Origin of the sequence: Paraburkholderia rhynchosiae (genome assembly GCF_002879865.1) — a bacterium.
GTDB classification, from domain to species: domain Bacteria; phylum Pseudomonadota; class Gammaproteobacteria; order Burkholderiales; family Burkholderiaceae; genus Paraburkholderia; species Paraburkholderia rhynchosiae.
Genome location: NZ_PNXY01000014.1, coordinates 146,833 through 163,613 on the forward strand (window position 1 = coordinate 146,833; position 16,781 = coordinate 163,613).

13 protein-coding genes and 1 pseudogene are annotated in these 16,781 nt (G+C 60.2%); 9 read left to right on the plus strand and 5 right to left on the minus strand.

Annotated elements, in window-relative coordinates:
- Positions 1 to 123 precede the first annotated feature (123 nt).
- On the minus strand, positions 124 to 471 hold the full coding sequence (locus C0Z16_RS20590) for a hypothetical protein (protein ID WP_102633940.1): 348 nt from the start codon (positions 469 to 471) through the stop codon (positions 124 to 126).
- Positions 472 to 1,069: 598 nt separating this feature from the next.
- Here C0Z16_RS20590 and C0Z16_RS20595 point away from each other — a divergent pair.
- The 9 genes from C0Z16_RS20595 (at position 1,070) to C0Z16_RS38395 (ending at position 11,798) form a co-directional block, all read left to right on the plus strand.
- Positions 1,070 to 2,356: an MFS transporter gene (locus tag C0Z16_RS20595; protein WP_102633986.1), complete on the plus strand. Its 1,287-nt coding sequence runs from the start codon at positions 1,070 to 1,072 to the stop codon at positions 2,354 to 2,356.
- 18 nt (positions 2,357 to 2,374) lie between these two features.
- Complete coding sequence (locus C0Z16_RS20600; RefSeq protein WP_102633941.1) at positions 2,375 to 4,798, plus strand: glycoside hydrolase family 31 protein; 2,424 nt, start codon at positions 2,375 to 2,377, stop codon at positions 4,796 to 4,798.
- 59 nt (positions 4,799 to 4,857) lie between these two features.
- Positions 4,858 to 6,045, plus strand: coding sequence for a porin (locus C0Z16_RS20605; RefSeq protein ID WP_102633942.1), 1,188 nt, complete (start codon positions 4,858 to 4,860; stop codon positions 6,043 to 6,045).
- 99 nt (positions 6,046 to 6,144) lie between these two features.
- Positions 6,145 to 6,954, plus strand: coding sequence for a GntR family transcriptional regulator (locus tag C0Z16_RS20610; RefSeq protein ID WP_407070684.1), 810 nt, complete (start codon positions 6,145 to 6,147; stop codon positions 6,952 to 6,954).
- On the plus strand, positions 6,951 to 8,690 hold the full coding sequence (locus tag C0Z16_RS20615; RefSeq protein WP_102633943.1) for a fumarate reductase/succinate dehydrogenase flavoprotein subunit: 1,740 nt from the start codon (positions 6,951 to 6,953) through the stop codon (positions 8,688 to 8,690). Before C0Z16_RS20610 ends, C0Z16_RS20615 begins: the two co-directional genes overlap by 4 nt.
- Positions 8,691 to 8,702: 12 nt before the next feature.
- On the plus strand, positions 8,703 to 8,948 hold the full coding sequence (locus C0Z16_RS20620) for a 4Fe-4S dicluster domain-containing protein (RefSeq protein WP_102633944.1): 246 nt from the start codon (positions 8,703 to 8,705) through the stop codon (positions 8,946 to 8,948).
- A 39-nt stretch (positions 8,949 to 8,987) separates the two neighbouring features.
- Entirely contained in the window at positions 8,988 to 9,992 is a 1,005-nt protein-coding gene (locus C0Z16_RS20625) for a HEAT repeat domain-containing protein (protein WP_102633945.1), read from the plus strand.
- Positions 9,989 to 10,336, plus strand: coding sequence for a DUF971 domain-containing protein (locus tag C0Z16_RS20630; RefSeq protein WP_102633946.1), 348 nt, complete (start codon positions 9,989 to 9,991; stop codon positions 10,334 to 10,336). Before C0Z16_RS20625 ends, C0Z16_RS20630 begins: the two co-directional genes overlap by 4 nt.
- A 973-nt stretch (positions 10,337 to 11,309) precedes the next feature.
- Entirely contained in the window at positions 11,310 to 11,798 is a 489-nt protein-coding gene (locus tag C0Z16_RS38395; protein ID WP_175130636.1) for a hypothetical protein, read from the plus strand.
- 62 nt (positions 11,799 to 11,860) lie between these two features.
- Here C0Z16_RS38395 and C0Z16_RS37450 read toward each other — a convergent pair whose 3' ends face one another.
- From C0Z16_RS37450 to iolG, 4 genes and pseudogenes are all read right to left on the minus strand, one after another.
- Positions 11,861 to 12,292: a hypothetical protein gene (locus C0Z16_RS37450; RefSeq protein WP_146014327.1), complete on the minus strand. Its 432-nt coding sequence runs from the start codon at positions 12,290 to 12,292 to the stop codon at positions 11,861 to 11,863.
- A gap of 354 nt (positions 12,293 to 12,646) precedes the next feature.
- On the minus strand, positions 12,647 to 14,527 hold the full coding sequence (locus C0Z16_RS20650; RefSeq protein ID WP_407070685.1) for a YadA family autotransporter adhesin: 1,881 nt from the start codon (positions 14,525 to 14,527) through the stop codon (positions 12,647 to 12,649).
- Between the two features lie 862 nt (positions 14,528 to 15,389).
- Positions 15,390 to 15,722: pseudogene (locus C0Z16_RS20655) on the minus strand (type II 3-dehydroquinate dehydratase); the annotation flags it as partial.
- Positions 15,698 to 16,726: an inositol 2-dehydrogenase gene (gene iolG, locus C0Z16_RS20660; RefSeq protein WP_102633950.1), complete on the minus strand. Its 1,029-nt coding sequence runs from the start codon at positions 16,724 to 16,726 to the stop codon at positions 15,698 to 15,700. The pseudogene C0Z16_RS20655 and the gene iolG, both read right to left, overlap by 25 nt.
- Positions 16,727 to 16,781 lie beyond the last annotated feature (55 nt).

A 16,781-nucleotide genomic window follows, 5' to 3' on the forward strand; every position in this document is an offset into this window, starting at 1 on the left:
AGCGCCTTGGTGATCAGTGGGTAGTTGCGTTGCGAAAGAATTCTACCCAATAAACCGGCGCAAATCGTAGCGCTCGCGCGCATGAAAAAACCGCCCATTTTCAGGCGGTTTTTTAGCGCTTGATCAATGCCAGCCGCGGCGGTGATCGTAATGGTCGCGGCCGTAGTCATAACGGCCGGGCGGATGATGGCGATACCAATCCTCGCGCGCCCAGTAGCGGCGACCGTCCCAGTAGCGGTCGCCGTGCCAGCCGACGATGATGGCCGGACCACCGTAGTACACGGGCGCGGGCTGATATACGACAGGCGGCGGAGGCGGCGGGGGCGGCGCATAGACAGGAGCCGGCGCGACGTAGACCGGCGCGGGAATCCCGATGTTGACCCCGATGTTGAGCCCGCCAGCCATTGCGGCACCCGACGCGCCCAACGCGATCACCCCAATCAGTAGCGGAACAAAACGAGCGGACTTCATGGATCATCCTTTGGAACAAATGTGTTGTTGCTGGAAATATAGCGCAAGGCGGCAAGCCGCGTATTTCAGCTTTGTAATAACTGATGCATAAAATCGCAGCGAGCGCGGGAGGTTACGTCCCGTTACATTTGCAGCTATTCGGTAGACAAACGCGGCGGTGACGGCGAGGAACTCCTCATGCCCTTTCCTGTACCGTTGGACGGGTCTGCCAATTACATAGGATGGCGAATCGTTTACGCACGTTTTCTAACTGGTACGAAAGTAAGAGTCGCTCGCCGCACATTGCCGCGGCGCGCGGCATGGCACCCCCGCCCCTATGTCCGAACGCCGACCGGGAATGAACATTACATGTTCGAAAGAACATTCAGCCAAGATTTATCGCCAGCGCAGTCGTCCGACTTCCACATCAAAATTCAGTACGGTGAAGCACCATATCCCCGTATTTCAAGCAGTATTGCGGCACAAACACTGGTTTTCCCTAGTATCAAACGAAACGCGTAGTGATACGATGACTGACACTAAAGCCAGCTAAATGTTCGAATTCGCGCATCGCCGCACGAGCGGCCAGCCGGCGGACACGCGGGCATGGAGACAGACTTTGAAGACAATCATTGGTTTGCGCTGGTGGATCATCGCCCTCGTATGTGCTGGGACGATCGTCAATTACCTGTCGCGCAACGCGCTCGGCGTGATGGCGCCCGAGTTGATGAAGCTGATGCACATGAGCACTCAGCAGTACTCGTATGTCGTCGGCGCCTTCCAGGTGGGTTACACCGTGATGCAGCCAGTCTGCGGGCTCATCATCGATCTGATCGGTCTGCGCCTCGGCTTCGCGCTGTTTGCCTGCCTGTGGTCGCTAACGGGCGTACTGCATGGCTTCGCCAGCGGCTGGTTTTCGCTCGCCGCGCTGCGTGGCCTGATGGGCCTCACCGAAGCGGTCGCCATTCCGGCAGGCATGAAGGTCGTCGCCGAGTGGTTTCCGAACCGCGAGAAATCGGTCGCCGTGGGCTACTTCAACGCGGGCACTTCCCTCGGTTCACTGCTCGCTCCCCCACTGGTCGTGTTCCTGTCGCTTCGCTATGGATGGCAAAGCGCGTTCGCCGTGACGGGCGCGCTCGGTTTCGTGTGGGCTGCCGCCTGGTACGCGCTGTATCGTTCGCCGACCGAGCATGCGCGGATCGGCGACGCCGAGCGCAACACCATCGTCAGCGGACAAACGCCGCCCGCGCCACGGCGCAGCAGCATCCGCGAAGTGCTGCGCACGCGTCGTTTCTGGGCTATCGCGCAAGCGCGCTTTTTCGCGGAACCGGCATGGCAGACATTCAGTTTCTGGATTCCCCTTTATCTCGCCACGCAGCGTCACATGGATCTGAAGCAGATCGCGCTGTTCGCGTGGCTGCCGTTTCTCGCAGCCGATCTGGGCGGGCTCTTCGGCGGCTACTTATCGCCCTTCCTGATGAAGCATCTGCGCGTGCCGCTCGTCTGGTCGCGCGTCGCGGGCGTCGCGCTCGGCGCGCTGATGATGCTGGGGCCCGCATGCATCGGTCTCGTCGCTTCACCGTATGAAGCCATCGCGCTCTTCTGCGTGGGAGGCTTCGCGCATCAGATGATCTCGGCGCTCGTCAACACGCTCGCCGCCGACGTGTTCGACCCGAGCGAAGTCGGTACCGTCGCCGGCTTTGCAGGCATGGCCGCGTGGATCGGCGGCCTCGGCTTTTCGCTGCTGGTGGGTGCGCTTGCGGACACCATCGGCTACACGCCGCTCTTTGGCGCGCTCGGCGCCTTCGACATCATCGGCGCAACGCTGCTGATCATCCTGATGCGCGGCGTTTCGCGCGACGCACGTCCGCGCGAGGCCGACACGGCTTCCAATGCGGCGGCATGACTTCATCGAAAACTTATCATGCGTTCAATCACGAATCTCAAGCGCCCGCCGCAGTTTGCGCTGGCGTCTCACGCCGGCCATCACATCGTTCTGGAAGCAGCGGAAAATTGCCGGATCGAACTCTTTGTCCTCGCCGAAGACATCATCCGTGTACTAGTGCTGCCCGATGGTGAACTGCATGGGCCGCGCACGTGGGCCATCGCGCCAGGCGCAGTGGACGTGCCGCTCGAAGGTCGCGAGCGCCGCGATATGAGTGGCTTCGCACCGCCGCCCTTCGAGTTGTCGAACAACGGCGTGCAACTCGTCGTGCAAACGGCGTGCATCCGTCTGAGCGTGACGCTCGACGGTGGATTCTGTGCGTGGGACATTCTGCGCGGCGCCGAGTGGCATCGCGTCATGAACGACCGTAAGACGCAGTCGTATAACTTCGGCTGGTGGGACGAGCGCGTGTATCACTACATCGAGCGCCGTAAAGACGAGATGTATGTCGGCCTCGGCGAGCGCGCAGGCTCGCTCGATCGCGCGGATCAGTCGTACGAGATGCGCAACATCGACGCGATGGGGTACAACGCGCGCACGACCGATCCGCTCTACAAACACATACCCTTTTACGTGACGTGGCAGCCGCAAACGTCGACAGGTTTCGGGCTCTTTTACGACACGCTCGCTGATTGCCGCTTTGATATGGGCCGCGAGCTCGATAACTATCACGGCCCCTATCGCCATTTCGTCGCCGGGCATGGCGACCTGGACTATTACTTCATCGCGTCGGCGGACACGCCCTTGCACGCGGTACGCCGCTTCACGTGGCTCACCGGACGTCCCGCCTGGATGCCCAGATGGGGACTGGGCTATTCCGGTTCGACGATGAGCTACACCGACGCGCCCGATGCACAGCAACGCATGAGCGAATTCATTGAGGGATGCAACGAGCACGACGTGTTGTGCGATTCGTTTCACCTGTCGTCGGGCTACACATCGATCGGTGCAAAACGCTACGTCTTTAACTGGAACCACGAGAAGTTTCCGGACATCGACGGCTTCGTGAACGGCTACCTCCAACACGGCGTGCGCCTGTGCGCGAACATCAAGCCGTGCCTGCTGCAAGACCACCCTGCGTTCGAAGAGGCTGCGAGCGCAGGGCTGCTGATTGCATCGGGCGACGGCGAGCCCGCCTGGGTGCAGTTCTGGGACGAGGTCGGCGCATATCTCGACTTCACCAAACATGCCACGATCGACTGGTGGAAGTCACGCGTGAAAGAGAGCCTTCTGAAACACGGGATAGCCGCGACCTGGAACGACAACAACGAGTTCGAAGTCTGGACTCGCGATGCAATCGCGTGCGGTTTTGGCAAGGCCTATCCGGCCCACCAGGCGAAGGTGCTGCAAACCCAGTTGATGATGCGTGCCTCGCGCGATGCGCAACGTGAATTCGCGCCTGAACGCCGGCCTTTTCTGGTGTCGCGTTCGGGCGGCGTGGGCATGCATCGCTACGTGCAGACGTGGTCGGGCGATAACTACACGTCATGGGAAACGCTACGATTCAATCTGAAGATGGGCCTCGGGCTCGCCATGTCCGGCGTGTCGAACAGCGGCCATGACATCGGCGGATTCTCGGGTCCCGCGCCCGGTCCGGAACTGTTCGCGCGATGGGTCGCTTTCGGCATCTTCCTGCCGCGCTTCAGCATTCACTCGTGGAACGACGACGGCACCGTCAACGAACCGTGGATGTATCCGGAAGTCACGCAGCAGGTCGCCGCCCTGATCAAGCTGCGCTACCGGCTGATTCCGTATCTTTACGAGTTGCTCTGGCAATCTCACAGCGCATACGAACCCGTTTTGCGTCCCATGTTCGCAGAGTTTCCGCACGACGCGCGCTGCCTTGCCGACGGCGACGACATGATGCTCGGTTCGTCGATGCTGGTTGCGCCGGTGGTCGACGCAGGTCAATCGACGCGCGACGTCTATCTGCCCGCAGGAATGCGCTGGGTGTCGTACTGGAGCGGCGAATCGTTCGATGGCGGCCAGACAGTCACGCTCCCCGCACCGTTCGATCAGCCCGTCATGTTGCTGCGCGAGGGCAGCGTGATTGCGCTCAACATCGCCGAACAACACTTCGGCCGCCCTGCTGACGAACGCGCGTTCATCGCTGTGCCGTATGCGGGCGTTGGCACGGCGCGCGGCGGCTCTATCGAGGACGACGGCGAAACGGAAGCCTGGCGCTCAGGTGCGCAAGGCCGCTGGAACGTGACGATCGCGAGCGATGCGAACGCGCTGCGCGTTGCCATTGAACGCGAAGGTGCCATGCCGGATGCACAGAGCGAAATCCGCCTGTTCGTGCCGATGCACGAAACGCGCGCGGTCACCTGCGAACGTGGAGCGCTGCTGAACGACCACTGCGCCGATGGCTGGCGATGCCTGACTATTTCCACCGCGCCCTGAGCGCACGCTATTGCGCTCAACAACAAAACGTCGTACAACTGGATCGGAGACTTCCAACCATGAACTCATTGAAGCGCGCGCGAACCCGCGCGGTCGTCATGTCCTGCCTGCCGCTCGCGGGCACGTTGCTATCCGGTGGCGCTTCGGCGCAAAGCAGCGTCACGCTATACGGTGTCGTGGACAACGCGTTCACCTATGTCAGCAATCAGCGCGGCCATGCGAACTTCTATATGAGTCAGGGCAATCTGCAGGCAAGCAAGTTCGGACTGCTCGGCGCGGAAGATCTCGGCGGCGGCACGAAAGCAATTTTCCGGCTTGAAAGCGGCTTTAACTCGCTGACCGGCGCACAAAGCAGTTCGGGCTTTATTTTCAACCGGCAGGCGTACGTCGGCCTCAGCAACGACCGCTACGGAACGGTGACGCTCGGACGTCAGTACACGCCCTACTTCCAGATGGTTGGCGCGCTGGGGCCGACAGGCGTACTGACGGGTGCAACGGGCGCGCATCCCGGCGACATCGACTCGCTCGACACGACTCTCCGGTTAAATAATTCGGTAACCTATCTATCTCCGACACTTTCCGGTCTGCAGTTCAGCGCGCAATACGGACTCGGCGGCGTGCCCGGCAGCGTCGCCAACGGCAGTCACTTCAGCGCGGCATTGCGCTACGACTACAAGCCGTTCGCCATCGCCGCGGGCTACGTGAAGCTGAAAGATATCGCGACGAGTGCGGCGCTCGGCACTTACGCAATCAACTCGCCGGTGAATAGCGGTTACGCGAGCGCACGCAGCGCACAACTCTTCGCGGCTGCAGCGCGCTATACCGCGCAGGATCTGATGATCGGCATCAACTACTCGAACGTGCAATATGCGCCGGGCCACGGCTCGTTGTTCGCGAGCGAAGGCGTGTTCAACACCTACGGCGTCATTTCGACCTACCGGATCACGCCTGCCGTGATTGTGGGCGCCGGCTATAGCTATACGCGAGCGAGCAAGGCAAACGGTGTCAGCGACCCCGCGCGCTATCACCAGATCTCGCTCGAGCAGACCTACAGCCTGTCGAGCCGTACCACGCTTTACGCGCTCGAGGCGTATCAGCTCGCGCGCGGCAAGACACTCGCCGCGGCGGGCAGCGGCGCGACGAGCATCATCGATGCGGTGGCCGTAGTGGGCGACTCGCAGAATGCGACGCCCTCTTCAGGGCCTTCGCAGTTCGTCGGCATGGTGGGACTGCGGCACGCGTTCTGATTAACTCCGGGACGAGAAATACATAGCAGAAAAACTTGGTTTGAAGCGAGGCGGTGTCCTACTAGACTGCACATCGTCTTGTCATAACAAGTTTGAGCGATGTACAAAACGACTCTCGTGCCGGTAACAGCCGATACCGCAATGGTATCGGCTACGCCTCTTCCGCTTTACGCGCAGATCAAGGATGTGCTGCGCGAGGGCATACTCGACGGCACCTATGCGCCGCATTCGCAGATGCCGTCCGAACACGAACTATGCCGCATGTTCGACGTGAGCCGCATCACTGTTCGTCAGGCGCTCGGCGATCTGCACAAGGAAGGCCTGCTGTTCAAGCTGCATGGCAAGGGCACCTTCGTCGCCAAGCCCAAGGCGTTCCAGAACGTCACGTCTTTGCAGGGCTTCGCAGAAGCCATGTCGTCGATGGGCTATGAAATCGTCAACCAGTTGCGCAGTTTCAGAACCGTCGAGGCCGGACGCCACGTTGCTGCACGCCTGAACATTGCCGAAGGCGCGCCTGTCACCGAGATTCATCGCATACGGCTGCTCAATCGCGAGCCCGTATCGCTCGAATTGACATGGGTGCCGCAAGCCATCGGCAAACGCCTGGCGAGTGCGGACCTTACGACGCGCGACATATTCCTGATCCTCGAGAACGACTGCGGTGTGCCGCTCGGTCACGCCGATGTTTCTATCGACGCCATTCTCGCCGATCAGGACATTGTCGACGCATTGCGCGTCGAAGAAGGCAGCCCCGTGTTGCGTATCGAGCGTCTCACGCATGACGCGTCAGGACAGCCGGTCGATTTCGAATATCTGTACTTTCGCGGCGACGCCTTTCAGTACCGGTTGCGCGTCGACCGCGAAAAACACCTGCAAGGAAGCAGCAAAAACGCAACGGAGGCACGATGAACACACATGTACTCGACTACGACATCGTGGTGGTCGGCGGTGGAACGGCGGGCCCGATGGCCGCCATCAAGGCGAAGGAGCGCGATCCGTCGCTGAAGGTGCTGCTGCTCGAGAAGGCCAACGTAAAGCGCAGCGGCGCGATCTCGATGGGCATGGACGGCCTGAACAACGCGGTGATTCCAGGCCACGCGACGCCCGAGCAATACACCCGCGAGATCACGATCGCGAATGACGGCATCGTGGATCAGGAGGCGGTGTATGCGTACGCGCGCCACAGCTTCAGGACAATCGAGGAACTGGACCGCTGGGGCGTCAAGTTCGAAAAAGACGGCAACGGCGACTATGCGGTGAAGAAAGTGCATCACATGGGCTCGTATGTGCTGCCGATGCCCGAAGGCCACGACATCAAGAAAGTGCTGTACAGGCAGCTCAAACGCGCGCGCGTGGCGATCACCAACCGGATTGTCGCAACGCGGCTATTGACCGATTCGCAAGGCCGCGTTTGCGGCGTGCTCGGCTTCGATTGCCGCACCGCGGATTTTTACGTGGTGCGCGCGAAAGCGGTCGTCCTGAGTTGCGGTGCGGCCGGACGCCTCGGCCTGCCGGCCTCCGGCTATCTGATGGGCACATACGAAAACCCAACCAACGCGGGCGACGGTTACGCAATGGCTTATCACGCCGGCGCTGCGCTCGCGAATCTCGAATGCTTTCAGATCAATCCGCTCATCAAGGATTACAACGGACCGGCCTGCGCGTATGTCACCGGTCCGCTCGGTGGCTTTACCGCGAACGGCAAGGGCGAACGCTTCATCGAATGCGATTACTGGAGCGGCCAGATGATGTGGGAGTTCTATCAGGAACTGCAAAGCGGCAACGGCCCCGTGTTCCTGAAACTCGACCATCTCGCGGAAGAAACGATTCAAACGATTGAACAGATTCTGCATACCAACGAACGCCCGAGCCGCGGGCGTTTTCATGAAGGAAGAGGCACCGATTACCGCACACAGATGATCGAGATGCACATTTCGGAAATCGGCTTTTGCAGCGGTCATAGCGCGTCGGGCGTCTACGTCAACGCGCGCGCAGAGACGACAGTGGCCGGTCTCTATGCCGCCGGCGACATGGCGGCCGTGCCGCATAACTACATGCTCGGTGCGTTCACGTACGGATGGTTCGCGGGTCACAACGCAGCCGACTATGTAGCGGGCCGCGAACGCGCCGCCATCGACCAGGAACAGATCGACGCGGAACGCGCGCGTATTTATGCGCCGCTGCGGCGGGAGAACGGCATCGCGCCCGCGCAGGTCGAGTACAAGCTGCGCCGCATGGTGAACGATTATCTGCAACCGCCGAAGGTCACGCGAAAAATGGAGATCGGCTTGCAGCGCTTCGCTGAAATCAGTGAGGATATCGAATCGATATCGGCCGCGCATCCGCATGAACTGATGCGCGCCGCCGAAGTGCGTGCAATACGCGATTGCGCGGAAATGGCCGCACGTGCGTCGCTTTTTAGAACCGAGAGCCGCTGGGGGTTGTACCATCATCGCGTGGACTACCCCGAGCGCGACGATGCGCAATGGTTCTGCCATACGCATCTGCGCAAGGACGCTAATGGTCGCATGACGAGCGAAAAGCGCGCTGTCAAACCGTATATCGTCGCGCTTAACGAAAGCGAGCGCGATGCCTATCGTAGCCTGCGGATCGGCGAGCCCTCGCTCGACGCCGCAACAGTCTGACGGAGGAAGCTGATGTCTTTTACGCCGCACGAAATATTCCAGCGCAGCTCAGCGCCGGTCACGATCGACGAAAGCAAGTGCATTGCAGAAAAAGGCTGCACCGTATGCGTCGACGTGTGCCCACTCGACCTGCTCGCGATCGACATGAAAAAAGGCAAGGCCTACATGCAATTCGACGAATGCTGGTACTGCATGCCTTGCGAGCAGGATTGCCCGACAGGTGCCGTGAAAGTGTCGATTCCGTACCTTCTGCGTTGAGCGATTCGCGGAGTTCCTTTTCTCTATTCATGTCCGCTCATGCCCATTTCGACCGATCCGATTATTTCTCGCGACCCGTTGCCCGAGGAAGCGACCGCCCTCCTAACGCGCCTCGCTGACGACGACGCGGTCATACGCCGCGTCGCGCTCATCGACCTGGCCGATCTTGAGGATGCCTACGTTATTGAGCCTATCGTCGCAGCGTTACAGCATGATGCCTCGCCCGAAGTACGCAGCGAGGCCGCGCGTCTGCTTGCTTCATGGGAGCGCGACGACGTCGTCAACGCGCTATGCGGCGCACTACTCGACGACGATCCGGCCGTGCGTGCGAGGACCGCGCAGAGCCTGTCCGAGCTTAAGCAGGCGGCCTCGGGCGCGATATTGCTTGGCTGGCTGAAGCAGCCGGACCCATTCGTGCGCGCCGCGTTGTTGCGCGCGTTGCGCGAACTGCGTGTGGTCGATGCGCTCGCACCCGCGCTGCAAGCGCTGGTCGATGCGGACGCCAACGTGCGCACCGAGGCGGTCGGCGTCCTCGGATGGCTGAAGGATCCGGTTGCGCTGGGCCCGTTGGCGTCTCTCGCCACTGGCGACGCCGACTCTACGATCCGGCGTGCCGCGACGGCCGCGCTCGGCTTTGCGCCGCGCTCTCACCGCGAGACGGCGGCGGCGCTGCTCAGCGCGTTGCGCGACGACGCCTGGCAAGTGCGCGAAGAAGCGGCGACGACGCTCGGCAAGCTGCGCGTCGCCGAATCGCGTGATGCCCTGGTCGACGCGCTGGAAGACGCTTACTGGCAAGTACGTTTGCGGGCACTGCGCGCATTGGGGCAGATCGGCGACGCCGCGGCCGCGACGCAAGTCGCCGCCCTTCTCTCGCATTCGATCAGCAACGTGCGCAAGGAAGCCGCGCTCGCACTCGGCGAAATCGGCGAAATTGGCGACGTGCAAACGCTGGCCGCGCTGCAGGCAGCGGAAGCCGACGCCGATCCGGAGGTTCGCAAGGCCGCACGAATCGCACTGCGTCAGATCGGAGAACGTCAGCGGTGAACGTGCCCGAGTACGTCGCGATCGACCCGGCTTCCGCGGCCCTGTTGGTGCACTGGCCGGATGGCACGGTCGGACGGTTGCCATTTGCCGAACTACGCTCGGCGTGCATGTGCGCACAATGCCGCAAGCGCAAGCTGGATGGACGCGCGCCATCGCAGCCGCCCAATGTGCAGCTGCTCGATGCGCGGCCCTCAGGCTACGGTCTGCAACTGGTGTTCGACGATGGCCACGAGCGCGGCATTTTCCCGTGGACTTATCTCGAACGGCTCGCGAGAGGCGCGAGACATACGGCGGGAGATCAGGAGCCCGGAACGCAACCTATCTGCACGGATCTGGACGCTTAAGTAAAGTCTCGCTCAAATGAGAATTCTCCCATTGTTGCCACCGACACCCGGCATCCATACTCGACGGCTAAGTTTGGCGAAGGGAACGGGCGTTACGCGGCCATCGCCGAATAGTTCGGGGTCGCTGTGCGCAGGCGTGCGTGGTCCCATTTTGCAATCGGGTATCGGCCCGCGCCCTAATGAGATAAGCAATGAAGGTGTTTTTATTGAGCGACCTGGTCGCCCAGGAGTTGGCGTCCATGCAGATTGACGGGAAGTGGCTCTCGTTTGCCCATTTCACAGAGTCCGCTCGGCTTTGGACTTCGCGTCACGCTCCCGAAATCACGCTGTCCGAATCATTTCTGCAGGAAACCGAACGTGAAGTTTTGCAGATCGCGACGCGACTCTGCGACGAAGAGGAAAGTACTCGCGACTATTCGCAATCCCAGAGCCTGTTTGACGATTGTCTGACTGCCAATTACGCGCATCGTTTGGGCATGCAAGCTCTGTCCGCGACGCTCGCGGCGTGTCGCGAAAAGATTACCCATGGCGTTGCATGTGGAGCGTCGGATGGCCTCAAGCGGACACAGCAAGTCGCCTCGTGTGCGAACGCATGCGCGCCGTCGCTGGTTTGTCATCCGGCGCTTTGTCGATTGGTGCGCAAGATTACCGACGTCCGCGACGCAGACTAGATGACGCCTGTCCTCACAGCGGCTACGGCGTGCACTGGCAACGGACCAAATCCCGCACGTTCGGTCATGACACCGGCAGAGTCCGCGGGCACATGCCAGTCGTTAAGTGGCGGAGCACCGACATTGCCGGGTTAGTAAAGCGAATAAGACTGAAAGCCTTATGATTCGTAAGCCATGCGCATATTGCAAATGGAATCGAGTGGTACTAGAACGCTAAAGAATCTCTCTCTTCCACCCGATATTCATTCACCGGCCGATGACGATATTGGAGCCCCGGCAGTCCGGGAAGTCCAGACGCTCTCATGGCTCAAACCCTGACTCCCGCATTGCCGGTCATCAATTCTCTAAACAGCAATCGGGAAATAAAAATGCGTTTCATCTTGCTTTCAGCGATTTGCGTCGTTCTTCTCACCGCGTGCGCGGGAGCGACGACCCTGAATCCTCTACCCGCCGACCGGGGGCACAATGTCAGCGCCGCACTTACCGGCGGTGTAAGCGAACTGCAGATTGATACGGCATCGTTCGAGATTTCTGCTGAAGCGAAGCACGAGCTTCTCGGAGCATTCCATGCCGAGATGACGAAGATTGGCGTTCCGGTTACGGCGTCGGGAGTTCCAGTCGCACTGCACGTAAGCGAATTCAAGACGCGACCCGTTGCAGCACGTATCCTCTTTGGCGCACTCTCTGGCAGCGACCACATCAAGGGTGCAGTCGCGGTCGCAGGAACCGAGTTCGAGGTAGCCGATACCGGTGTCACCGTCATAGATGGAAACGCTGCCCTTCCATGTTGAATAAATGCTGCTTGATAATGTATCTGTTCCCCAGAAAATACGGTCTCATACGCCCCGTCAGCTCAACACGCATCCGACCAGACAGGAAACCTTGCCATTTCGAACATGCCCACCGGCGTGCCTAAGGGCGCCAACCTCGCCCACGTGGTTCCATCGGGTGTGCCGTAGAGAATCAATGTCCCAGCCGTGCGCAGTACATTGCGCAACCAGCGCAGGAAGCATTTGAATACCTCAGCGTTCCACCTCGCATCAAGATTGCAATAGACGCGTTGATACTTCGCGGTGTCGATCGGATTGATCCAGTCGCCCGCAACTGTTTCGAGACCAGTCTCGTGGCACTGGAGCAAATCCACGCACTTTCCCTGCCAACGGACGCTCGCCGCGAGGGTTGTAGCGTTGACGAAAATCCGGATTGCCGGATGCAGTTTCGACAGCCTGAATTGCGTCGATGTCTTGCATTGCTCCCGCGGCAAGTGTTGGATGTTCCCCAACATGCGAGATCTGCGCGCGAGCCAGGCGAAGACCCTGCGACGGCGTACCGTGCATTCGAGCTGCGCGCTGCGCGCCTCGCTCGCCTTCCACTTCCAGCGAATCGGATGAGTGACGCCTTGTTTGCGAGACGCACGGACCGGCCTGTAATTCCGCTCGCGTAGCAGCGTGATCCGTTGCTCCTGGAACCTGGCACGTTTTGCCCGTCCTTCTCGTGTGGTGTGGAGTCGTAAATTTAGAAGCATTACGCCTTTTTTAATAGATGCCCGCCGCAGCGATCGCCGCAGCGGGCTTTGTGGCTAATCACTCAGGCCGACTACTCAGCTGGTGAAGCGAGGCTGACTATGCGAAGCATAGCTTTACCAGACATAACCAGCGCTGCCCCCTACGGCCACCGTACCGCGCGTATTGGTCGAGCCACCGCCCTTCAGAATCCAGTTACCGCCAGGCAGATACGTAGACACACCGATAGCGAAACCCGTCTGGCCGGCATAATTGCCGACAGCCACGCCTGCGACAGATTTTCCAGGAGCCGGAGCTTGCGGAAGCATCGAGAGCGCGACAGCCGAAGCCGAACCTGCGTTCGCATCCCTGCGATACTTCTGCATATCGTCACGGACGCTGTTCACGGCGCTATTCATCTGGCGCACATTCACAGCATCGGTCGGAGCCGTACCGTCTGCAACGTTGGTAATCTGACGCTCAGCACCCGGCGCACCGACCGAAACCGTGTTATCCCGATCTGCAACTGAATTTGCACCCAGGGCAACCGAATTGTTCGAGGTGGCCTGGCTGTTCGTGCCGATCGCCGTAGAGTCCGTGCCTGTAACTTTGGAATTCGTGCCGATGGCAGTTGCACGCGCGGCCGTGACTCTCGAGTTCGTGCCGATTGCCGTACCATCGCCACCCGAAACGTTTGAACCATTGCCGACCGCGGTTCCGTTTTGCACGGACACAGCCGAGTTTGTGCCCACTGCCGTGCCGGTATTGTCGGCGGTCGTGCCAGTCGAACCGGTTGTCGAAATCGTGTTGACGGTGGTGGTGAGCGACGTCAGGTTGTTCGACAGCGCGGACACTTGAGACGCAATCGAGAAAAGCTGTGAGCCGTTCACGGCGTCGGTACTGGTCGCGCTAATCCGACCAGCGGCTAGGTTTGTCAGTTGACGCGTCTGCGTTGAATTACCAATACTCACAACTCCGGCAGGGGTAGCGCCCGCGAAGCCGCCAAACGTCACGCCGTTCAGTGTGACGCTGTTGACGTTCGTTGCAGCCTGCGTCGTTGATCCTGCGCCCAGCGCGACCGAATTTGTAATCGATGCCTGCGCGCCTGTGCCCAGTGCGACAGAATTGACAGCCGAAGCACTGGAAAGTCCTCCGATCGCAACTCCGCCGGTTCCCAATGCCTTTGCCCCGGCGCCTCCGGCAAAAGAGCCGTCGCCTACCGCTCCAGCGCCGTTACCAATTGCGACAGCTTCTCCGTTGGTTGCAGAGGCAGCAGGGCCAATGGCGATTGGGGACGCGGGTGTTGTCGATGTTGCGACAGCATTTGCACCGATTGCGATCGCTACGCTGCCCGCTCCGCCATTGGCGACGGCCGCCAGCCCTTCGGCGATTGCGCCGGAACCCACGGCAACGCTGCCTGTACCGACCGCGACGGAGTTCGTTCCACTGGCTGTTGCCTGAGCGCCAAACGCGGCATTGCCGTTACCCGTAGCATGGGATGAAGCGCCGAATGCGACAGCATCTATGCCATTTGCTACAGAATTCGCACCGACTGCTGTTGCATTGAAACCGCTCGCTGTGACCGTATCACCAAGAGCGGTTGCGGCCCCGCCATTAGCGGTGACATTGATCCCGACCGCTGTATTCTGACTCGTGTTGCTCGCGTCACCTGCTACAGCGGGATTCGTCCCGCCTGTGCTCGCGGACGGAGCCGTTGCCCCCCCTATCGTTGCAGTCGTCCCACCGACCTCCCCGCCTACCGCAAGGTTGTCAGCATGCGCGGAGCCCGCCGAAAGCATGAACGCCGCGAATACAGCCAGTGTTACTTTGGACCTCGTCGGATTCCCACCCTGCCCCATTTCCCCTTGCCCTGGCGCGCCGTCCACAACGGGCTGCGTCTCAGCGCCCGCTACGCGTGCGCCAGATCGGCGATTCAAAACCAACGTATATCGGTTCGTGCTCATTGCGTTTTCCTTTGTCACAAATTGGGTCGAGAAATATTCATGTCTGGTCTCCATCACACTCTCCACTTTTTCATCTGTTTGGATACCTAATTAACGGTGAAATTTTCGTGCAACACACAGCAAGTAAGCTGGACTAACTAACTCGATTCATGGTTAGCGCGCAGGCAACCTTGCCACGACGAGTCGATCGTCGCAGGCCAAGAAGCTGGGTATTAATCCAAGGTTACGGCGCAGAATTGAGAAACTTTATGTAAGGATTTTCTGAAACTTAATGTGTTAGATCATCTCTTAAGGCCGACTTCAACTGGAGCCAAAAATGAACTCGTTTCAGGCTGCCGGCGGCCGGAAGTAAAAAAATGTAAGTCTCCGGAACTTGTCGGTGAGACTCTCGCATAGGCGTTTTAATTTGTCTATAGAAAGCCCGATAGGGCTCGATGACCTTGCGATATTTAACAATTAAGCAACGGCAAAACGCATAACTTTGTCGTCGCGCGGCGCGCCCTGCTCTGAATTATGTCGTCGTCGTGACAACGCCCGGCAACGGCTCATTTATTCCTCGCGTTGGCCGGCTCCAGGCAGGCCCGGACGTATGACGAAGCGGCTTGCAAACCTCGCGGTTTTGCAACGCCACGCTCGACACGGTGCAACGAATAGAAGAGGCTCGAGGTTCTCCGTTTGCTGGGTTCGGCACAGACAACTGATTGGTAAACTCGCGCTGATCCATGGATAGTTCAACGGGGCCGAAAATGAGGCCGCGGCTATGCAATCAAAGTCCATGGGTGTCGCCAGACGAGTTAGATGTCACGGATCGGGATCGTGCAGAATAGCGGACGATCGCCTGGTTCCCAGACCCCTCGCATGTGTTCTCCGCACAAAGGGATATGGGCAGAGTAACGTGGCTCACATTGCTTGGGCCCTACTGCACCGCAGCTACCGCGGCCCGGAGCGCAAGCAGATAGCTTTGCGAACGGAAACCACCGATCTGCCCGTCACAAATCCGCGAGAATCGACTTGTGCGGAAACGGCTCACACGCGTAAATGTTCGACATATGCAGCTCGATCAGGGGCAAGTGAAAATGGCCAGCGCATCGCGAAGGCCATAGCTGTAATGCGCCCATGCACCGGCGTTGATCAGCACAGCATCGACATCGTCTTCGAATGCGCGATGGATACGTTCACATATCGCCGCTTCGCTGTTGGTCTGTAATGATTCCACCCGCACCTTCAGTTCCACGGCGAGATCTTGAACATGCTAGACAGGTCCGGCGTGATTGCCGCAGCTTCACCACTGTTTGCCGAGTGCCCCGCGGCTTCGGCACAGGCCAGCGCCAGCACGCCGTCTGCCAGTGTCACCGGCGCGCGCGAGCCAGCCTTCACCGCGTCAACAAACGCGCTCCATTCCGCTTCGTAAGCGCGCTGATAGCGCTCGAGGAAAAAATAGACAGGTTTGGCCGCGTGCGTGCCTGCTTCACTGATCCTTTCGACGGTATTTTCTAACACGTTCTGCGCCGAGAGCAGCCCGCCCGAGCCGAGCAGTTCGATGCGCTGATCGTACCCGTAGCCGGCGCGGCGCGAGTTCTTGATCACAGCGATCCGCCCGTCCTCCCAGAACAGCGTCGCAACCGCGGTATCGACGTCACCCGCGGCGCCGATCTGCGGGTCGACGAGCGATGCGCCTGTGGCAAAGATCCTCGTCGGTGCACCGCCCATCAGCCAGCAGGCAGTATCGAAGTCGTGAATCATCATGTCGCGGTACAGGCCGCCCGATACCTTGATGTACGACAGGGGCGGCGGCGCCGGGTCGAATGACGTGATCGTCAACAGCTCGGCTTTGCCGATTTCGCCGGCGTCCAGTGCGGATTTCAGCGCGGCGAAATTGGGATCGAAACGGCGATTGAAGCCGATCATCACGGTTCTGCCTGTGCGGTTCACGCTGGCTTGGCACGCCTGCGCGCGTTCGAGCGACAGGTCCACGGGCTTCTCGCACAACACCGCCTTGCCCGCGATCGTCGCGCGTTCCATCAGGTCGGCATGGGTGTCGGTCGATGTCGCGATGAGCACGGCGTCGATCGCCGGGTCGGCGAGGATGTCGTCGACGGAACGGGCCTCAGCACCATAGGCAGCGGCGAGCTTCCTTGCCGCATCGGCGACGACGTCCGCCACCGCGGCGAGATGGCTGTCGGGGTGGACGGCGATCGATCGGGCGTGAACCTGACCGATGCGGCCGGCACCCAGCAGTGCGATCTTCAGCATATGAAAAAACCTCTGCAATGGTTAGGAAATGCCCCAAGCAGACCGCTCGGGAATA

Bases quoted from the DNA above. Each gene is read 5' to 3' on its own strand.
- C0Z16_RS20590 (WP_102633940.1), bottom strand. From the start codon at position 471: ATGAAGTCCGCTCGTTTTGTTCCGCTACTGATTGGGGTGATCGCGTTG.
- C0Z16_RS20600 (WP_102633941.1), top strand. From the start codon at position 2,375: ATGCGTTCAATCACGAATCTCAAGCGCCCGCCGCAGTTTGCGCTGGCG.
- C0Z16_RS20605 (WP_102633942.1), top strand. From the start codon at position 4,858: ATGAACTCATTGAAGCGCGCGCGAACCCGCGCGGTCGTCATGTCCTGC.
- C0Z16_RS20610 (WP_407070684.1), top strand. From the start codon at position 6,145: ATGTACAAAACGACTCTCGTGCCGGTAACAGCCGATACCGCAATGGTA.
- C0Z16_RS20615 (WP_102633943.1), top strand. From the start codon at position 6,951: ATGAACACACATGTACTCGACTACGACATCGTGGTGGTCGGCGGTGGA.
- C0Z16_RS20620 (WP_102633944.1), top strand. From the start codon at position 8,703: ATGTCTTTTACGCCGCACGAAATATTCCAGCGCAGCTCAGCGCCGGTC.
- C0Z16_RS20625 (WP_102633945.1), top strand. From the start codon at position 8,988: ATGCCCATTTCGACCGATCCGATTATTTCTCGCGACCCGTTGCCCGAG.
- C0Z16_RS38395 (WP_175130636.1), top strand. From the start codon at position 11,310: ATGGCTCAAACCCTGACTCCCGCATTGCCGGTCATCAATTCTCTAAAC.
- C0Z16_RS37450 (WP_146014327.1), bottom strand. From the start codon at position 12,292: ATGTTGGGGAACATCCAACACTTGCCGCGGGAGCAATGCAAGACATCG.
- C0Z16_RS20650 (WP_407070685.1), bottom strand. From the start codon at position 14,527: ATGGAGACCAGACATGAATATTTCTCGACCCAATTTGTGACAAAGGAA.
- iolG (WP_102633950.1), bottom strand. From the start codon at position 16,726: ATGCTGAAGATCGCACTGCTGGGTGCCGGCCGCATCGGTCAGGTTCAC.